The sequence below is a fragment of the Nonomuraea sp. NPDC049714 genome (genome assembly GCF_044465295.1).
GTDB lineage: Bacteria > Actinomycetota > Actinomycetes > Streptosporangiales > Streptosporangiaceae > Nonomuraea.
Window position 1 is genome coordinate 718221 of record NZ_JBITLM010000001.1, and the last position, 12925, is coordinate 731145.

At 71.0% G+C, this 12925-nt stretch carries 10 protein-coding genes; 5 read left to right on the forward strand and 5 right to left on the reverse strand.

Annotated features, from left to right (window positions below; all coding sequences use genetic code 11):
* The first annotated feature begins 112 nt into the window (after positions 1 to 112).
* Together ACIBQX_RS03420 and ACIBQX_RS03425 are read left to right on the forward strand one after the other, a co-directional pair.
* Positions 113 to 787: a response regulator transcription factor gene (locus ACIBQX_RS03420; protein ID WP_189144874.1), complete on the forward strand. Its 675-nt coding sequence runs from the start codon at positions 113 to 115 to the stop codon at positions 785 to 787.
* Between the two features lie 25 nt (positions 788 to 812).
* A complete protein-coding gene (locus ACIBQX_RS03425) occupies positions 813 to 2162 on the forward strand; it encodes a sensor histidine kinase (protein ID WP_397000121.1) in 1350 nt (449 codons plus the stop codon).
* Positions 2163 to 2190: 28 nt separating this feature from the next.
* On the opposite strand, the gene ACIBQX_RS03430 is transcribed toward ACIBQX_RS03425, so the two are convergent.
* Positions 2191 to 3063 (reverse strand): LysR family transcriptional regulator, encoded by an 873-nt coding sequence (locus ACIBQX_RS03430; RefSeq protein ID WP_397000123.1) that lies wholly within the window; start codon positions 3061 to 3063, stop codon positions 2191 to 2193.
* A gap of 667 nt (positions 3064 to 3730) precedes the next feature.
* Between ACIBQX_RS03430 and ACIBQX_RS03435 the strand changes: the two genes are divergently transcribed.
* Positions 3731 to 4771: a neutral zinc metallopeptidase gene (locus ACIBQX_RS03435; protein WP_397000125.1), complete on the forward strand. Its 1041-nt coding sequence runs from the start codon at positions 3731 to 3733 to the stop codon at positions 4769 to 4771.
* A gap of 134 nt (positions 4772 to 4905) precedes the next feature.
* Positions 4906 to 6726: an LCP family protein gene (locus ACIBQX_RS03440; RefSeq protein ID WP_397000127.1), complete on the forward strand. Its 1821-nt coding sequence runs from the start codon at positions 4906 to 4908 to the stop codon at positions 6724 to 6726.
* Positions 6727 to 6787: 61 nt separating this feature from the next.
* Here the strand turns inward: ACIBQX_RS03440 and ACIBQX_RS03445 are convergent, their stop codons facing one another.
* Together ACIBQX_RS03445 and ACIBQX_RS03450 are read right to left on the reverse strand one after the other, a co-directional pair.
* The gene (locus tag ACIBQX_RS03445) at positions 6788 to 7474 is read right to left on the reverse strand and encodes a glycoside hydrolase family 25 protein (protein WP_397000129.1); all 687 of its coding nucleotides are present in this window, start codon (positions 7472 to 7474) and stop codon (positions 6788 to 6790) included.
* Positions 7475 to 7746: 272 nt separating this feature from the next.
* On the reverse strand, positions 7747 to 9786 hold the full coding sequence (locus ACIBQX_RS03450) for a spermidine synthase (RefSeq protein WP_397000131.1): 2040 nt from the start codon (positions 9784 to 9786) through the stop codon (positions 7747 to 7749).
* A 197-nt stretch (positions 9787 to 9983) separates the two neighbouring features.
* On the opposite strand from ACIBQX_RS03450, the gene ACIBQX_RS03455 reads away from it, so the two are divergent.
* Positions 9984 to 11375 (forward strand): S8 family serine peptidase, encoded by a 1392-nt coding sequence (locus ACIBQX_RS03455; RefSeq protein ID WP_397000133.1) that lies wholly within the window; start codon positions 9984 to 9986, stop codon positions 11373 to 11375.
* Positions 11376 to 11451: 76 nt separating this feature from the next.
* Here ACIBQX_RS03455 and ACIBQX_RS03460 read toward each other — a convergent pair whose 3' ends face one another.
* Both ACIBQX_RS03460 and ACIBQX_RS03465 read right to left on the reverse strand, forming a co-directional pair.
* Positions 11452 to 12177: an ABC transporter permease gene (locus ACIBQX_RS03460; protein ID WP_397000135.1), complete on the reverse strand. Its 726-nt coding sequence runs from the start codon at positions 12175 to 12177 to the stop codon at positions 11452 to 11454.
* Positions 12177 to 12917, reverse strand: a complete 741-nt coding sequence (locus tag ACIBQX_RS03465; RefSeq protein ID WP_397000137.1) for an ABC transporter ATP-binding protein — start codon at positions 12915 to 12917, stop codon at positions 12177 to 12179. The genes ACIBQX_RS03460 and ACIBQX_RS03465 overlap by 1 nt, the downstream gene beginning before the upstream one ends.
* Positions 12918 to 12925: the final 8 nt, after the last annotated feature.

Sequence of the window (12925 nt, forward strand, 5' to 3'; positions counted from 1 at the left end):
TATGTCGATACGTGCAGCCTGCGTCATGCATCCTTAGGCAGACCTGAGACAGCCTGAGGCCGCTCTCAGCCTTCTCAGCGAGGTCTCAGGCGGAGAACGGGAGAATCGCCACATGAGAGTACTTGTCGTCGAGGACGAGCGGCGGATGGCCGCCGCGCTCCAGCGGGGGCTGCAGGCCGAGGGCTTCGCCGTGGACCTCGCCCACGACGGCGAGCAGGGGCTGCACGAGGCCAGGCACGGCGAGTACGACGTGGTGGTGCTGGACATCATGCTGCCGAGGCTGTCGGGCTACAACGTGTGCAAGCAGTTGCGCGCCGAGGAGAACTGGGTGCCGATCCTCATGCTGTCGGCCAAGGACGGCGAGTACGACATGGCCGACGGCCTCGACCTGGGCGCCGACGACTATCTGACCAAGCCGTTCTCCTACGTGGTGCTGGTGGCCAGGCTCCGCGCGCTGCTGCGCCGCGACTCCGGGCGGCGGCCCGCCGTGCTGGGCGCCGGGGACCTGTCGCTGGACCCGGCGCGGCGCCGGGTGCTGCGCGGCGAGACGGCGATCGAGCTGACCCCCCGGGAGTTCGCGCTGCTGGAGTTCCTGATGCGCAGGCGTGACGAGGTGGTGTCCAAGGCGGAGATCCTGGAGCACGTGTGGGACACCTTCGACACCGATCCGAACGTGGTGGAGGTGTACGTCGGCTACCTGCGCCGCAAGATCGACGGCCCGTTCGGCAGGAACGCCCTGCAGACCGTCCGCGGCGCGGGCTACCGCCTGGCCGGTGACGGTGGCTGATGACAGTGGTTGATGACGGTGGCTGATGACGGTGGCTGACAGCCCGCTGGCCTGGTGGCGGCGGCAGGGGCTGCGCTTCCGGCTGACCGTGGTGGCCGCCGCGGTGCTCGCCCTGGCGCTGGCCGTCTCGGCGTCGGTGCTGCTCACCGTGCTGGACCGGGCGCTGATCGACACGGTCGACGAGTCGACCAGGCAACAGGCCCAGAAGGTGCGCGTGCACGCCGACGCGGGCACGCTGACGACCCCGATCACCACCAACGACGGCACCATCGTGCAGGTCGTCGACGCGGGCGGGCGCATCACGCACGTCACCTACGGAGCCGACCGGCTGGTGCCGCTGCTGGACGCGGCCGCCCGGGAGCGGGTGCTGCGCAAGGGCAGCGTCACGTTCATGGACGGCCGGCCGTTCGCGATCCCCGGGCCGCTGCGCGTGGTCGTGGTGCGGGCCGACCGCGGCCGGACCGTGATCGCGGCCAGGCCGGTCGCGGAGATCCAGACCAGCCTGGCCACGGCCGGCCGGGTGCTGCTGATCGGCACGCCGCTGCTGATCGTGCTGCTCGCCGCGGCGAGCTGGCTGATCATCGGCAGGACGCTGCGCCCGATCAGCGCGCTGCGCAGAGGCGCCGCCGAGATCACGCACACCGCCAGGTCCCGCAGGCTGCCGGTGCCCGAGTCCAAGGACGAGGTGCACTCCCTGGCCACCACACTCAACGACATGCTGGCCAGGCTGGAGGAGGCCGAGCAGCGGCAGCGCGCGCTGGTCTCCGACGCCTCCCACGAGCTGCGCAGCCCGCTGGCCAGCATCCGCCTGCAGCTCGAGGTGGCCCTCGGGCACCCCGAGGGCCAGGACTGGCGTGAGACGGCCGAAGGCGTCCTGGAGGACACCATGCGGCTGTCCAAGCTCGCCGAGGACCTGCTCGCGCTCGCCCGGCTGGACGAGCGCGGCGGGGTGCCCGCCCGGACTGAGCCGGTCGACCTCGACGAGGTGACCCGGCAGATCGCCGACCGTTACGGCGACGTGCGGCTGACCGCCTGCGAGCCGCTGGTGGTCAGCGGTGACGCGCTCGACCTGAGTCGTGTGCTGACCAACCTGATCGACAACGCCGTCCGGCACACCACGTCGAAGATCGAGGTGGCGTTGACCGGCGACGGCACGCTGACGGTGACCGACGACGGCCCCGGTGTTCCCGAGGAGGATCGGGAGCGGGTGTTCAACCGCTTCACCAGGCTCGACTCCGGCCGCGGCCGTGACGAGGGCGGCGCGGGGCTCGGGCTGGCGATCGTCCGCGAGACCGTGCGCGCGCACGGCGGCACGGTGCACCTGGAGGACGCTGCCCCCGGGCTGCGCGTGGTGGTGTGGCTGCCCCGCGGGTGACCGGTGCGGGATCCGGCGATCGGCCGCGCTAGGCGGCGGTGCCCTTCTCGGCCGTCGCCAGGAAGTCCTGGGCGATCAGCGGGAGGCGGCGGCGGGCGTGCACCACGGCGATGACGCGCCGCACGGCGGGTTCGAGCGAGCGGACCACGAGACCGGCCCGGCCGGCCTGCTCGGCCATGCCGCGGTACCACAGCAGTGAGGCCTGGCCGGCGCGTACGGCGTTCAGCCAGCCGTTGCGCTCGTCGGTTTCGAGCACCACGACGGGGTTGACCGCGTACCTGCCGAACATCGCCTCCAGTTCCCTGCGACGGACGCTGCCGCGCGCGGGCAGGGCCAGCCGCATGCCGTCGAGACGGCACATCGGGACGGGGTTGGGCAGTTCGAGGGCGGGAGGGGAGATCAGCACGATCTCCTGGCGTTCGAGGGGATGGGTGACGAGGTCGCCGGGCACCGGCAGGTCCGTCAGGCCGAGGTCGGCCCGCTGGTCCCTGATGGCACTGACCACGGCATCACGGCCGTCACAGCGCACGATGTGCACGCGGACGCCGGGGTGCTCGGCGGTGTAGGCGGGCAGAAGCCGCCCTGCGAGGCCGGGTTCGAGGCTGGGCGTGGAGGCGATGCGAAGCTCGGCTTCCCCGGCGGGACCGCCGTGGTTGCCCAGGCCCTCGATCTCGCGAACCGCGTCGAGCGCCTCCCTGGCCAGCTTCACCACCCGGCGGCCCTGTGCGGTCACCACTACACCGCGCCCGGAGCGAGCGAAGAGCGTCATGCCCAGCTCTCGCTCCAGATCCCGGATCGCACGCGAAAGCGCAGGTTGTGCGATGTAGAGCGACCTGGCCGCGTCGGTCATGGTGCGGTGCTCCGCAGTCGCGACCACATAGCGGAGCTGCTGGAGGTTCATGTCAAAGAAGCTAGGACAACGCCCGCCGCGCGGTGGGGGACATAGCGGAGATCACCTCGAATGATTTCGGACTGTAACCGAGTACCGCTACATCCGTGACGGGTGATAAATGAGTATGCTTCTGCCCCAAATTTGGCAAAGACTCGACGAGTGACTCACTTGGTCACTCATTACGGGACGAACCGTATTAAGGGGCGACACGGTGACAGGCAACGGGCAGTACCCTCCCCCGCCTCAGGGGCCAGGACAGCCCCAGCGGCCACCCTCGCGCCCTTGGCCCCCACCGGGATACGGCACGCCTGAGCGACCGGGCGGCGACCGTCCGGCGAACAACCCGTACCCACCCGCGGCGCCGGGTAATCCTTACCCGTCGCAGGGAAATCCGTACCCCTCCCCGCCGGCCCGGCCGCCGCAGGGGAACCCGTACCCGCAGCAACCACCCCAAGGGGCTCCGTACCCGCCACCCCAGGGGCCTCCGACTCCGTACCCGCAGCAGCCGCCGCAGGGCGGCCCCTACGCGCCTCCACAGGGCCATCCCTACCCGCAACCGCCTCCGCCCCCTCCCCCGTCGCCGCAGTGGCAGCAGCCGCCGCCTCCGCCTCCTCCGCCCCCACCGGGGCGCGGGCCGTACGGGCAGTGGCCGCAGCCGCCGAGGAAGAAGCCGGGCATGGGTGTGGGGGCCGTCCTCGGCACCGTGTTCGGCTCGATCGCGGCGTTGTTCGTCCTGATGGTCATCGGCGCGGCGATGATCGGCGGCGCCAAGGAGTCACGGACGACGACCCCGATCGCGATCCCGACGCTGTCGCCGTACGACGAGCCGACGCGGAGGCCGGACCGGACGTCGAGCGAGAGGCCGAGCACCGACTCCAGCCGTGAGCCCAGCACCGAGCCGAGCGCTGGGCCCAGCCCGACGCGCACCCAGGACGACGAGCCCGATCGGGAGCAGGAGGTGGACCCGCCGGCTCAGGTCACCGTCAACCGGAGCCTGAAGAACAACACGGTCTACCGGGCGGGCGCGCTGCCGAGGCTGCGCTGCCGGGCGGGCAACGTGAGCATCTTCAGCCACAGCCAGCTCAAGTCGCTGATCCTCAGGACCGGCAGGTGCATGGACCAGGCCTGGGGGCAGATCCTGCGGAAGCAGGGCATCCCCTTCAGCCCGCCGAACTACGCGATCGTCGCCGGGCGCGGCAGGGGAGCCTGCGGCGACTACCCGGCGGCGGGGAGCATGGTGCCGTACTACTGCCCGCGCAACAACACCATCTACGCCTCCACCACGGCCATGGCCAAGGGCAACGGCAACGCCCGCGGGTACGGCCAGATCATCTCCTGGCACGGCGGCATCATCAGCATGATGGCCCACGAGTACGGCCACCATGTGCAGAACATCACCGGGCTGATGGACTCATGGTGGGCGCGGACCCTCGACTCGACGAGCCAGAGCGGCAAGCTGGCGCTCAACAGGCGGATGGAGTTGCAGGCCACCTGCTTCGGCGGCATGTGGATGAGGTCGGTGGCCGGCACCTATCCGGTCAACTCGACCAACCGCAACCAGCTGTTCTTCTTCTACAGCCAGGTGGGCGACTACCCGGGTTTTCCGCGTGACCACGGCTCGCGGGCGAACAACAACAGGTGGTTCCGGCAGGGCTGGCTGAAGAGCCAGGCATACCAGTGCAACACGTGGATGGCGGCCTCCTCCACGACGTCGTAACGGCAACCTGGTGTTCATCTCAGCTTGAACACATGTCTTTGATGTCCGTATATGGGGACTAGAATCCTGGCAATCTTGCTGTCAAACGGGGGCAAACCTTCGGGGTTCTGCCTGGTGGGCGCGAAGGAGCCAGTGTGAGCAAGCGCGATGGGGACAACACCGTGCCCGGCGGTAGGAAACGCCGTCCCCCTCGCCGCCCACGCCCCACCGGCCGCCAGCCGTCGTCGTCCGCGGAGGGCGGTTCGCAGCCTTCCGGCTCCCCCAAGCAGTCCTCCGGCACTCCCAAGCAGTCCTCCGGCTCCGCCAGGAGGCCCTCCGGCGGCTCCGCCGAGAAGCCCGGCCTCGGCCCCCGCCCCGGCTCCGGCTCTGGCTCTGGCTCCACCAGGAGGGGCGACGGCACCGCCCCCAGGAGGTCGCCGGGACCGGGCCTGCCCGGCGCGCTCAGCCGCTTCGCCGCCGGCCTCGGCAGCGGCAAGGCCGGCGCGGGAAAGAGCGCGTCCGGCCCGGCCAGGCCGGCCGACGTCGGAGCCATCATCGGCTGGACCCTGCTGTCGGTCTTCGTGCCCGGCATCGCGCACCTGCGGGCCGGGCGTCGCCGTACGGGCCTCATCCTGATCAGCGCCTACGCGGTGGTGCTGCTCGGCGTGCTGGCGTTCGTGCTGTTCAGTCTCGACAACGTGGGCATCTACATGCGCAGCAGCGTGCACACCACGGTGACCGCCCTCGCGGTGCTGGGCGCGCTCTGCTGGTTCGCGCTGGTGATCTCCTCCTACATCACGCTCGGCCCCAACAGGCTGAACCAGCAGGGCCAGATCGTCTCCGGCATCGTGGTGGGCGTGGTGTGCGTGGCGGTGATGGCACCGTTCGCCCTGGCGGCCACCACCGTGCAGGCGGGCAGTGGCGCGATGCAGAACATCTTCCGCAGCGCCGAGGACGACCCGGACATCGCGCCGATCAAGGAAGAGGACCCCTGGAACGGCAAGGACCGGGTGAACTTCCTCCTGGTCGGCGGTGACGCCGCGGGCAACCGCACCGGCGTGCGCACCGACAGCATGAACGTGGCCAGCGTGCACATCCCTACCGGCACCACGGTGCTGTACAGCCTGCCGCGCAACCTGCAGCATGTGCGCTTCCCCCCGTCCTCACCGCTGCGCAAGCAGTTCCCCAACGGCTTCATGGCGGAGCTGCCGCAAGGCGGCCTGCTCAACGAGGTGTGGCAGTACGCCACCGACCACCCGGACCTCGCCGGCGGCAAGAACAAGGGCCCGCGAGCGCTCATGGACGCCATCGGCCACACCCTCGGCCTCAAGATCGACTATTACGCCATGGTGAACATGTACGGCTTCGCCGACCTGGTGGACGCGATCGGCGGCCTGCAGATCCGGGTCGAGCGGGACATCAAGTGGGGCGGCCACTACGGCACCGCGGGCACCATCAAGGCGGGCAACCGCCGGCTGTCCGGCGAGGAGACCCTGTGGTACGGCCGGTCCCGTGTGGAGAGTGACGACTTCAACCGCATGAGCCGCCAGCGCTGCGTCATCGCCGCGTTCGCGCAGCAGGCCACGCCGCAGAAGATCCTGACGAACTTCACCGACCTCGCCAGGGCGACCAAGCGGCTGGCGCAGACCAACATCCCGCAGGAGCTGCTGGAGCCTCTGGTCCCCCTGGCGCTCAAGGTCAAGGACGCGAAGATCAGCAGCCTGCAGTTCGTGCCGCCCGAGTACTGGCCGGGCAACCCCGACTGGGCCAAGATCCGCAAGGCGTCGGCCAAGGCGATCCAGGACTCCCTGAAGCCGGCCCGCCGGGCGCGGACCGCCGACGTGACCGCCTCCCCCGGCGCTCCGACGGCCACCGCCACGCCACCGGGGACGGCCGCCGCCAGGCCGACGGCCACGCCCACCCGCAAGACGCAGAAGGCCGGTTCCACCTCACTCGACGAAGCCTGCGGCCTCTGAGGAAGAAAGCCCGCCCCCCGGCACCGGGGGGCGGGCGCGACGGGCTTGAGGCCGCCGGGGATCACGCCGCCGGGCGGCCCAGGGCCTGCAGGTCCTTGATGGTCAGCGCGGACACGTTCTGGTCCACGGGGTTGTCGGAGTACTGGTGGATGGCCCAGGACTTCCAGTCGGCCGGCGGGGTGACCGTGCCCTTGGCCTTGCCGTAGTTGGCGAGCCAGAGCGGGTAGCCGCCCAGGCCCTTGCCGTACTGGTCGGCGAAGGACTGGCTGCTGTAGAACAGCGGCTTGACGCCGGTCTTGGCCGTGACGCGCTCCAGCCACTTCTTGGCCCAGGCGTTGACGTGGGCGGTGGACTTGCCGTCGCTGGTCTCCAGGTCGAGGGCGAGCAGGTCACCGGGCTTGGCCGGCTGGCTGTTCACGGCCGCCAGGAAGTAGTCGGCCTCGGCGACGGGGTCGTTGGCGGGGTGGCCGAAGTGGTAGGCGCCGCGCACGACCTTGTGCTTGTCCAGTTCCTTCCAGTGGCGGGCGAAGGTCGGGTCCTTGTAGTCCAGGCCCTCGCTGGCCTTGACGATGCCGAATTCGGCGCCGCTGGTGGCCCAGTCGTGCTCGGGCTGGTAGTTGGAGACGTCCTGACCGTAGGGGAAGGCGTCGGCCTGCGCGGGGCCGGAGAAGCCCACGGCCGCGACGGTGGTGGCCATGGCCAGCAGCGCGCTCGCCTGGAGCTTGCGCAGGGTGCTGGAGATGGTCATACGAGATCCTCCTGGGATATGGGGCATCGCGGGCACGGCACGTCGCCGTACGCACACGAGGGGTTACAGCGGAGCACCTCGGCGGGGCACACGGGCCACACTGCGGGAGAGGCGCTGGACGGAAGTCGCCGTACGTCGCTCGGTCACCGGGATGAAAACCGCCGGGCCGGACTCAGGCGCTCAGATGTCTACAACAGCGACACTACCGCCAACATTCCCAAAAGGCCAGGTCAAGCAGTACGCGGCCCGGCAAACCCGGCCCAGCGGGGGGTTCAGGCCAGGGCTCGTCTGGGCAACAGGGCGAACGCGCCGAGGTAAAGCAGGGCCGCCACGACGAGCAGCGCCTGATAGCCGATCACGAGCGCGAGATACTCCAGGCAGCCGCCCACCATCGCGCCCAGCAGGTTGGCGCCGAAGGAGGTGGTGGCGTCCGCCGAGTCGGCGAACCGCTTGGCGAACACCACGTTGGCCGCGAAGATCGGCAGGAACGCGACCGTGACGGCCACCACCGCGCGCAGCGGCAGCGGGAGCGACAGCAGCCACGCGTTGGGCACCAGCCAGGCCAGCGCCAGCCCCGCGAACAGCACGCCGTACATGACGCGCAGCGGCGGGGTGCGCCAGCGGCGGGTCACCTCCACGGCGGCGAGCACCGCCACGAGCACCCCGGCGAAGACGATCGCGTTGACCACCCAGGTGGTGCCGAACAGCAGCGCGAAGCCGGTGACGCTCTTGGTCTCCAGCAGCAGGAACGCCACTCCGAGCAGGAACAGGTCGGCGTAGGGGCGCATCCGGCGGTAGGGGCCGGCGACCATGCGCACGGCCAGCAGGCTGACCAGGAGGATCAGGCCCAGCGTGATGAGGTAGATCGCCGGGATCGTCCGGTCCTTGAGGTAGAGGAAGGGACGGTCGTCGCCGGCGGGCGGCGGGGTGCCGGCGGCTGCGCCCGCCCACTCGCCGGCGCAGCGCTGGGCGGCCGGGGTGGCGCCGGCCGTGATGACGGCCTGCTGGCCGCTGACGCTGACCACGTCCACGCACGGCTTGTGCCCGAAGGCGCTCTGCACCGTGCTGGCGAGCCGGTCGACCAGCCAGCTCTCGCGGTAGTAGTTGTACATGGAGAAGGCGCCGCCGGGCTTGAGGTGCTCGCGGGCGGCCCGCATGGCCTCCGGGGTGAACAGGTAGCTCTCCAGCCGTAGCGAGCTCGCTCCGGACACCAGGGTGAGCGAGTCGGGCAGCGCGAACAGGATGAGGTCGTAGCGGCGGTCGGTGTGCTCCAGGAAGGCGCGGCCGTCGGTGACGTGGGTGGTGACGCGCGGGTCGTCGTAGGGCCGGTCAGGGTGCTTGGAGCCGCCGAGCTCGCGGAGCTTGGGGTCGATCTCGACGGCGTCGACCCGGCGGGCGCCCTTGGACAGCGCGATCGCCACGTCGGTGCCGCTGCCCGCGCCCACGATCAGCACGTCCTGCGGCGCCGCCACGGCCCGCTCGTAGGGCAGGCCGTACTGGCCCTCCCACTGCAGGCGGGCGACGGCGGGGGCGGCCTGCTGGTGCGGGATGCCGTTGACCGAGATGTCGGTCACCGGCACGCCGACGATCTCCAGCGCCCTGGTGGTGACCTTGTAGTAGGGCGACCAGATCGCGCCCGCGGTGAGCGTCTCGGCCAGCAGCAGGCCCACGACGGCGAGCGAGGGCACGGTGACCAGCGCGAGGTAGGGCACGCGGGGCCGGGGCACCAGCAGCAGCCCGTAGGCGATGGCGACGATCAGACCCCAGAAGACCGGCGGGGCGCTGAGGAACGACAGCGCGGTGAACGCGGCGATGCCGGTGAGGCTGCCGATCAGGTCGTAGCGGTAGGCCTCCAGCCGGGGCAGCTCGGGAAAGCACCGGCCGACCAGCTCGGCGGGCCCCATGAGCACCACGGCCGCCGCGCAGAAGATCACCGGCAGGATCAGCCAGGCGGGCGGGCCGGTGGTGCCGAGGCTGGTCCAGTAGAGGACGTCCTCGGACGCGCGGTCGACCGTCACGGGGAAGGTGAGCACGATGAGCACGAGGCCGAACAGCACGACAGGCGAGTAATAGGGCTGCCGGGTGGATCTGCCGACGCGCAGGAATCCCAGCCCGATGCCGAGGAACGAGCCCAGGAGGACGAAGTTGGTGAAATAGCTCAGATGGACGATGTTCGACCCGGTCCACCTGATCAGCGCGAGCTCCAGGAAGAGCATGAAGGCGCTGGCGAGAATCAATCTGGGCCGCACCGCCAGCCAGTGTGGGCTCGTGCCGCCGCCGTCGCTGACCGCCTTCTGCTCCTGAAGCGTCATGATGACTCACCGTATTGAGCGACGGCCCGGGCCGCAAGGTCCGGAAACGCGTGGGCTCCGCGAAATAATTACTGTGCAATTCGCTGGAATTTGTGGCGTTTTAGCAGGTCAATTGCCTTAAGAGCCGCTGGACGGGGCGGGGAGGAATGCAGGAATGTTGGAAAGGTTCCTTCCCCCATAGTCGCTCGGTGGTAAACATGCGGGTACTCATCCAGCTTCGCCCCTCCCCCGATCTGGTCGCGGCGGTCGCCGACCCCGGCATGACCGCCACCTCCGCCGATGTCGCCGACGGCCTGCCCGGGGTCGAGCTCGACACCACCTTCGTCCCCGTCGCCCTGCCCCGGCCGGTGCCCGCCGGCGGGGGCGGCGACCCGCTCTCGCTCAACCAGCCGCTCGACTTCTCGCTGGCCGCCGAGGACGCCTCCGTCCTGGTGCGCGGCACCATCTCCGACGACGAGCTCACCGCGCGGATGACGCTGCTGCCCACGATGCGCCCCGACGTCGTCGGCGTCTTCGCCGACCCCGTCGTGGAGTCCACGCTCACCTGCGGCGGCGACGCGGCCGTCGGCACCTGGCACGACGTGGAGCGGCTGCTCAACGTGCCCGGCCTGCACGCCGAGGGGCTCCACGGCGGCGGCGTGCCGGTGGCCGTGCTCGACACCGGCATCAACACCGCCCACGTGGCCAGGCAGCTCGGCAGGGACGTCATCCTCGACGCCGCGCTGAGCTGGAACCCGGCCGGGGTGTCCGGCCGGCCCGGCCACGCCGAGGTCGACCACGGCACGATGTGCGCCTTCGACGCGCTCATCGGCGCCCCGCAGGCGACGCTCATCGACATCCCGCTGCTGCGCTCCACCCGGCCCGGCGGCTCGGCGCTCGACGGGCTGCTGTCCGACGCGGTGGCCGCCTTCTCCCACCTGCGCACGGTCCTCGCCGGGCAGCCGGCCGAGACCCGGGCGCTGGTGATCAGCAACTCGTGGGGGTCGTTCTCCCCCGAGTGGGACTTCCCGGTGGGGCATCCGGGCAACTACTCCGACAACGCGGCCCACCCGTTCAACCTGATGGTCGCCAGCCTCGACCAGGCGGGGGCCGACGTGCTGTTCGCGGCGGGCAACTGCGGGCGCGACTGCCTGGACCGCCGCTGCGCCTACCCCAACCGGCCCATCACCGGCGCCAACTCCCACCCCCGCGCGCTGTCGATCGGCGGGGTCGACGTCAACGGCCACCGGGTCGGCTACTCCTCGCAGGGGCCCGGCCGGCTGAGCGCGCGCAAGCCGGACCTGTGCGCCTACACCCACTTCGCCGGATCCAAGGCGCTGGGCTCCGACAAGCCGGACTCCGGCACCTCGGCCGCGACGCCGGTGGCCGCCGGGCTCGTCGCCGCCATCCGCACCCGCTGGCCGTCCTCCCGGTTGTCGCCCGCCCAGCTCCGCGCCCTGCTGCGCCGCACCGCCGAGGACCGCAGCGAGGTCGGGTTCGACTACGACTACGGTTACGGCACGGTGGACCCCGCCGGGATCCTCGCCGCCCTCCAGCGCCGATCCGTCGCAGGCCAGGAGGCCCCGGCCCCGGAGCCGGCGGCCCGCTGACGCACCGGCCGGCGGGCCTGCCGAGGGGCCGGCCGGGCATCCGCGACAGGTGCCGGCCTGGGCGAGTGCCGCAGCGTCAGGCGCTCGCCCGGTTGTACACCCGGGTGCCGACGGTGAGGCTGACCACGGCCAACACCAGGGTCACGGCCACCCCGGCGACGACGGTCCCGGTGACGTAGTGGCGGCTGAACAGCTCGCGCAACGCCTCCAGCACGTGCCTGAACGGGCTGACGTACGAGAGCGCGTCGAGCCAGCCGGGCGCCATCGACATCGGCAGGAACGCGCCGGACAGCAGGAGGAGCGGGATCACCGCCGTGCTCATCACCGGCGCGAACAGCTGCTCGTGCATGGTCAGCGCGATCGCGTACGACAGCGCGGCTAGGCTCGCGCCGAACACCACGACCAGCGCCAGCCCGGCCAGCAGCCCCGCGACGGGGGCGCGCAGGCCGAAGGCGTAGCCGACCGCGACCAGCAGCACCACCTGCAGCATGAGCTGGACCGCGTTGGTGAGCACCCGGCCGAGCAGCAGGGCCAGACGGCTCGCCGGGGTGACGCGCAGCCGCTCCAGCGCCCCGGAGCGCTGGTCGAACACCACCCCGAACCCGGCCATGCCGGTGCTCATCAGGCCGAGCTGGATGATCAGTCCGGGCACCAGGGTCTCCCAGGTGCCGATCGTGGCGAAGATGGGGCCGAACAGCACCAGGAAGAACAGTGGCTGGATGACGCCGAAGATCAGGCCCGTCTTCTGACGCAGGGTGGCTCGCAGGTGGTGGCGGAACAGCAGCCAGGTGTCGCGGGCCATCAGACGGCCGCCTCCTCACGCAGTGCCCTGCCGGTGATGTCCAGGAACGCCTGGTCGAGCGTGCGGCCGCCCGCCTTGAGCTCGGCCGGGGTGCCTTCGGCGACGATCTCGCCGTGGTCCATGATCAGCAGCCGGTCGCAGAGCGCGTCCGCCTCGTCGAGGTAGTGGGTGGTGAGGAAGACCGTCACGCCGTGCTCGGCGCGCAGGCGGCGGATGTGGTCCCACAGGTTGGCCCTGCTCTGCGGGTCGAGCCCGGTCGTCGGCTCGTCCAGGAACAGCAGCGCGGGCCGGTGCGGCAGGGCGAACGCGATGTCGACGCGGCGGCGCCGGCCGCCGGAGAGCGCACTACCGGGCGTGGACTCCATGCCCTTCAGGTCCAGCATGGCCAGCACCTCGGCCGTCCTGGCCGACGCCTGGGCGCGGCTGAGACCGTACAGCATGGCCTGAAGTTCGAGTTCTTCGCCGAACGGCGCCCACGGGTCGACACTGCCGCCCTGCGAGACGTAGCCGATGCGGTGCCGCACCCCCGCCGGGTCGGCCAGCAGGTCGTGGCCCGCCACCGTGGCGGTGCCCGAGGTGGGCCTGAGCAGGGTCGTGAGCATGCGCATGGTGGTGGTCTTGCCGGCGCCGTTGGGGCCGAGGAAGCCCACGATCTCGCCGGGCCGCACGGACATGGTCACGTTCTTGACGGCCACCACGCCGCCTTTGAAGGTCTTGGACAGACCTGTCGCCTTGATCATTTGATCGC

Coding starts and splice junctions, on each gene's coding strand:
- ACIBQX_RS03420 (WP_189144874.1), top strand. CDS start 113: ATGAGAGTACTTGTCGTCGAGGACGAGCGGCGGATGGCCGCCGCGCTC.
- ACIBQX_RS03425 (WP_397000121.1), top strand. CDS start 813: ATGACGGTGGCTGACAGCCCGCTGGCCTGGTGGCGGCGGCAGGGGCTG.
- ACIBQX_RS03430 (WP_397000123.1), bottom strand. CDS start 3,063: ATGAACCTCCAGCAGCTCCGCTATGTGGTCGCGACTGCGGAGCACCGC.
- ACIBQX_RS03435 (WP_397000125.1), top strand. CDS start 3,731: ATGGGTGTGGGGGCCGTCCTCGGCACCGTGTTCGGCTCGATCGCGGCG.
- ACIBQX_RS03445 (WP_397000129.1), bottom strand. CDS start 7,474: ATGACCATCTCCAGCACCCTGCGCAAGCTCCAGGCGAGCGCGCTGCTG.
- ACIBQX_RS03450 (WP_397000131.1), bottom strand. CDS start 9,786: ATGACGCTTCAGGAGCAGAAGGCGGTCAGCGACGGCGGCGGCACGAGC.
- ACIBQX_RS03455 (WP_397000133.1), top strand. CDS start 9,984: ATGCGGGTACTCATCCAGCTTCGCCCCTCCCCCGATCTGGTCGCGGCG.
- ACIBQX_RS03460 (WP_397000135.1), bottom strand. CDS start 12,177: ATGGCCCGCGACACCTGGCTGCTGTTCCGCCACCACCTGCGAGCCACC.
- ACIBQX_RS03465 (WP_397000137.1), bottom strand. CDS start 12,917: ATGATCAAGGCGACAGGTCTGTCCAAGACCTTCAAAGGCGGCGTGGTG.